Annotated in this window: 6 protein-coding genes and 1 riboswitch; of the genes, 3 read left to right on the forward strand and 3 right to left on the reverse strand. The window is 68.5% G+C overall.

Translation table 11 applies throughout. The features are described from left to right. The coding region (locus AVL62_RS07075) for a C40 family peptidase (protein ID WP_235585584.1) at nt 1-248 on the reverse strand (248 nt) is incomplete at its 3' end. A 209-nt stretch (nt 249-457) separates the two neighbouring features. Continuing rightward, a riboswitch (cyclic di-AMP (ydaO/yuaA leader) is annotated at nt 458-609 on the reverse strand. 468 nt (nt 610-1077) lie between these two features. Between AVL62_RS07075 and AVL62_RS18205 the strand changes: the two genes are divergently transcribed. Together AVL62_RS18205 and AVL62_RS07085 are read left to right on the forward strand one after the other, a co-directional pair. Then, nucleotides 1078-1434: a hypothetical protein gene (locus tag AVL62_RS18205; RefSeq protein WP_419177484.1), complete on the forward strand. Its 357-nt coding sequence runs from the start codon at nt 1078-1080 to the stop codon at nt 1432-1434. A 74-nt stretch (nt 1435-1508) separates the two neighbouring features. Then, nucleotides 1509-2105 (forward strand): DUF305 domain-containing protein, encoded by a 597-nt coding sequence (locus AVL62_RS07085; protein ID WP_058890962.1) that lies wholly within the window; start codon nt 1509-1511, stop codon nt 2103-2105. A gap of 347 nt (nt 2106-2452) precedes the next feature. On the opposite strand, the gene AVL62_RS17525 is transcribed toward AVL62_RS07085, so the two are convergent. Together AVL62_RS17525 and AVL62_RS07090 are read right to left on the reverse strand one after the other, a co-directional pair. After that, nucleotides 2453-2602: a hypothetical protein gene (locus tag AVL62_RS17525; RefSeq protein WP_201023225.1), complete on the reverse strand. Its 150-nt coding sequence runs from the start codon at nt 2600-2602 to the stop codon at nt 2453-2455. Between the two features lie 180 nt (nt 2603-2782). Continuing rightward, nucleotides 2783-2962, reverse strand: coding sequence for a CsbD family protein (locus AVL62_RS07090; protein ID WP_058890963.1), 180 nt, complete (start codon nt 2960-2962; stop codon nt 2783-2785). Between the two features lie 392 nt (nt 2963-3354). Between AVL62_RS07090 and AVL62_RS07095 the strand changes: the two genes are divergently transcribed. Further along, on the forward strand, nt 3355-4179 hold the full coding sequence (locus tag AVL62_RS07095) for a phosphatase domain-containing protein (protein WP_201023226.1): 825 nt from the start codon (nt 3355-3357) through the stop codon (nt 4177-4179). The last annotated feature ends 819 nt before the right edge of the window (nt 4180-4998 follow it).

Consider the following 4998-nt stretch of genomic DNA (forward strand, 5'->3'; position numbering starts at 1 on the left):
TAGCCGTAGAACACCAGGTCGCCGGGCTGCGGGTTGCTCACCGGCGTGGCAGCGGCCTGCTGGGCGGCGGCGGTGCGAGGCAGGGAGATGCCCACCGCCGCGAAGACGTAGCTGGTGAAGCCCGAGCAGTCGAAGCCGGCTGGCGTGCTGCCGCCCCACTGGTATGGCGTGCCCACCAAGCCAGCGGCGACACCCAGGACACCGCCGGTCGGGGCGGGGGCCGCGGCGGGCTCGGGCTGGGACTGCACGGCCGGCTCGGCCGGGGCCGCGGGCTCCGGNNCCGAGACGGAGCAGCCCGTCACGGTCCTGGGGCACCTCGGGTGCTGCGCTGGCGCTGAGCGCCGCACCGGCCAGCAGGCCGGTCGACGTCGCGGCCACGGCCGCCGTGCGGGTCAGGGTGGTGCTGGTCGTGCGAAGACGACCGGGCCGACGGTGGCGGCCGGTGGTGCGCTGCGTCATGTAGATCCTCCAGTGCCTACGGGGTGAGCTGTCGGGCTTCGGGCTGGAGTGCCCCTGGACCGGACAAGCCGGTCCGTCGCCCCGAGGAGCCGCAGGGACGGCTCCAGAGGTGGTTCCCCCGCTCTGTCAAAGCGGTGTCATACGTGCCACGGCCCCGATCGACGCGCGGACAGGACTAGGCAGTCGCGCTCGGGGGTCCCCCCAGGGAGGAGGACACCCCGAGGGTACACAGGGCTGGACCTAATGTCACGAACAGGTAACGACGGCGTGGGATCCCTGCTGCTGACAGCGGCGACACAACGTCCTGACCTGGGAAGTTGCGCCTCCACGGGGCAGTGCAGTGACCGGCAGGGTGATCGACCTCACACCGCCAACCGCCTCCAGGGCGATCCGGGCACCGCTCGACATCTGGGATGCAGACCTCAGTCCGTCGGGGACCGGGTCGGGTGGCCGACCGGCCCGCCCGCGAGAGGCTTCTCGTACTCTGAGGGGGTGCAGCCCCGCTCCGCCCCGGCCCTGGACCCGACGCCAGGGCATGGCGCACCTTCTCCTTCCAGGCTGCACAACCTCTGCCTACGCGTGCTGGCCTTCGGAGGCCTGCTGGTGGCGCTGGTCTTCATGCACGGTGTCGACGTCACCCACGCACGACCGGTACTGCCGCACGGCGCAGAACAACCCGCGCCCATCGCCGTTCAGCTGAACGCCGCAGACGCCAACGGTCACCAAGACGGTCATGCGAGGCCTGTGCACGACGAGGACCAGCAGGGCCACGGCACAGAACACACGCACTGGGCCACGACCTGTCTCGCAGTCCTCTGCGCTGCCGCGGTGGCGATCTCCCCCTTGTTGGCACGCGGCGGGTGTGTGCGCTTGACGCGGGGTCGCGCACCGCATACGAGCACGTCAGGGGCGCCGAGACTCTCTCCACCCCGGAAGGCGGTATCACTCCACGGGCTCTGCGTCATGCGGGTCTAGAAGGCGACGACGGGCCGAGACTCTCCCCGGCCCGTTCCACCTCCTGAACCACCTGCGACGAAAGCAGAGAAACCATGAACCGCGCCACCCGAACGAAAAGCATGCCCACCATGGCCCTCGCGGCCCTCTTCACCATCTCCGCGTGCACTGCTGATACCGGACAGGGCCCGGCCACCACGGTCGCGTCCGAAGAACACAACGACGCCGACGTCCAGTTCGCCACCGAGATGATCCCTCACCACCAACAGGCGGTCGAGATGTCCGACATGGCCCTCAGGCAAGGCGGCCCCGACGTCATGGAGCTCGCTGAACGGATCCAGGAAGCCCAGGCGCCCGAGATCGAGACCATGACCGGCTGGTTGCAGGCCTGGGGCGAGGACGTGCCCGAGACCGGGGACCACGGCGGCATGGGCGACATGGACCACTCGCAGATGGAGGGCATGATGACGCCCGAGGACATGGAGGACCTGGACAGCGCGGAAGGTTCCCAGTTCGACTCCATGTGGCTGGAGATGATGATCGAGCACCACAACGGGGCCATCACCATGGCGCAGACACAGGTAGATGACGGCCTCAACCCCGAGGCCATCGCACTGGCCGAAGACATCGCGGAGAGCCAGGAAGCAGAGATCGACGAGATGGAGACCCTCCTCCAGGGCGCCACCGGTTGAGCCGGACCCATCCTGCCGCTGCCCGCTCACGCGGGCAGCGGCACCACAACATCGTGCACCTCACCCGACGTGCTGCCCCCCACGCCGGCCGGAACACCCTGGCACTGCAGTGGCTCGCAAACCGCTGGTCAGTGGCGTTGCGCAGCGCCGTCGACCCCAGGTGCGGATGCGTGAACAGGTGAGCGGCCTGCTCGTCAGCGTGGTGGCCGGGCCCGAGCGCACCCACGGTGTGGTGAGCGTCTTGGACATCATGCACCGGGCCTTGCCGGGTTAGCTGCTCGTCGACCCCGCCATCGACCCGGACGTCTCGGGCTGAGGCTGCGGCGCGAACCCGGTGCGCCGGGCCCTCAGCGACGCAGCTTGAGCCACCCCCACGCGGCGGTGGCAGCGAAGGCCACCAGGCCGATGACCGTCAGCCAGAACAGGCCCTCGAGCACCGCCCCGAGCACGGCGAACACGAGCCAGAGGGCGAGCAGGACGAGGATGAGCGTCTTCATCGACCCATCTTCACACGCGTCATGATGGTCCTCTTGCGATGGTGGGAGGCACGTTGTCCGCCTCTGCGGGGTGGGCAATTTCCTCACCGTGGGCAAGGGAGAGGGTGGGCACACGTCTGGTGTGCCCACCCTCTGAGCTCTTCGGAGCCGGGCCCGAGACCCTGGTCCGACTCTGGTCTGTCAGGAGCCGTCCTTGAAGGTGTCCTTAGTGTTCTCGGCGCCCTGGTGGAGGTCGGCGCCAGCCTGGTCGGTCTTGCCCTCGGCTTCCATCGACGTGTCGTCGGTGGCCTCGCCGTAGGACTCCTTCGCCTGGCCCTTGGCCTTGTAGAACGTGTTCTCCATCTTGTCGCCGATACCCATCGCAGGCTCCTGTCGTTGGCAACTGTTCCTCGTTCACCCTGCGCTGCCCTCGAGTCGCCCGCGAGCCGGACGCGTCACCGGCCGGTAGTGGGTAGCCGGGGCCAAGTGAGCACCCGCTCGGGCCAGAGGACGACTAGCGTGGGCGGATGCCTCGACACTCCAGCGCTCTGTCTCGGTTGCGCACAGGCGCGGTCGCGGTGGCCTACCGGGCCGAGACCGGCCTGCGCGAACTACTGGTGCGCCGTGCTCTCGACCAAGGGTGGTGCCCAGCGGTCCTTCCGTACTCCGGGTATGCCTGTGCTGAGCGTGCCCGCGTGCTGGCACGGATCGTCCTGGCCCCGGCGTCGGTGGACCCTTCGGCCCGGCGTGGCATTGCAGGGTGGCGTCGGCTGATGACGTTGGAGCGCCCCGGCACCGACGTCCTCATCGAGCTGGACGGGGCAAGGACGACGGTCGTCAGCGACGGGGCCGGCATCATCGACGCAGGTCTGGAGCTGGGGAGGCAGCTGGAGCCGGGGACGGTACAGGCACGGGTGTCTGTGCAGGGGCGTGATCCGGTGCCGGCAAACGTCCACGCCGCCAACCCTGGGCCGGTGCGAGGGGTGGTGTGCGACATCGACGACACGGTCTGGGTGACCGGCATCTCTCACCCGCTACGGGCGGCGTGGCGCACCCTCAGCGGTACCAGCGCGACCCGGCGCGCGGTGCCGGGCATGGCGCACCTGCTACGCACCGCGGTGGAGGGGCAGGACCACCCGCCGGTGGTGTACCTGTCCAACGGGCCGTGGAACCTGGCCGGTCCGGTCTCGAGGTTCTTGCAGCGCAACGACTTCCCCGCAGGGACGGTACTCATGACCGACTGGGGTATGACACCCACCCGGTGGTTCCGCGACGGCCGCCAGCACAAATCGTCCTCGCTGGCCCGTCTGGTCGAGGACCTGCCGAACGTGACCTGGGTCCTCGTCGGGGACGACGGCGAGCACGACCCGGTGCTCTACGAAGACCTGACTCGGGCCCACCCGGACCGTGTCGCTGCCATCGCCCTGCGCCAGGTGAGACCAGGCACGCCCGAGACCACCACTCAGCACCAGGGTGACCAAGCAGTACCGGTGCTGAGAGGCGCCGACGGTGGTGTCCTGCGACCGTTGCTCGTCGAGGCCCTTGGGCATAACCCGGGCTCAAGGGAGCTCGTCCGCGACCCGGGCGCCTCGACCTGACCTGCATAGACACGCGACGGTGGGGCGGAACGACCCGATGGGTGAGCACGAACCGAGCGTGAGTGGCGGTCGACCACGGCGGATGACGCAGCACGGTCCCAACCTGAGGCGGGCCTCGTTCCTGCCGCCTACCCGGTTGCGCGCCGACGCGCAGGCAGGCGATAGGCGGCCAAAACGCACGTCCCGAGCACAACGCCCCACCCCGCCGAGCGTGCAGCATACGTGCATCAGTGAATTAGAAGGGCGTGGCACCCCGGTTCTCAATGCCCACAAAACTGCAGGTCAGAGGCGCAGGAGGAGTCGACCAACCTGTTTTTCACGCAGATGAGCACGCTTCCTACTGCTAAGCCCGATTCGCCTGCGCCACAAGCGATCTCAGAGCTGGCGAAGGGACTCGAACCCTCAACCACCTATTTACAAGACTCCCCACCACAACGTCCTGACCTGCACAAACAGCCGGAAAATGGACCTTCGGGCCGTTTCGTGCAGCATACGTGCATCATGGCTGGCGCCTCATGACTCGTCTTGGCCGCCACGCGGGCCGCTCCCCTGCAGGAGGAAAGTCGCATACCCAGCAGCCGGGACGACCTGGCGGACAGCGGTCCAAGTTCGTCCGACACCCCTGGGTCCTCCGCAAGCCTAGACCGCTCGCCCCTCCCCGCCGTCCACGTCGGCGGCTCGTCTCGACGTCGCGAGATCGGCTGTCGGCGGCGCTTGAAAAGTAGACAATAGCGGCGCCGCCGTAATCGTCCAATTTTGGAGCGCCGTCGACAGTCTGCTAGCGGACATGCCAATCTCCCTGTTGGCGGACACGTGCTT

The sequence above is a fragment of the Serinicoccus chungangensis genome (assembly GCF_001483745.1).
GTDB classification, from domain to species: domain Bacteria; phylum Actinomycetota; class Actinomycetes; order Actinomycetales; family Dermatophilaceae; genus Ornithinicoccus; species Ornithinicoccus chungangensis_A.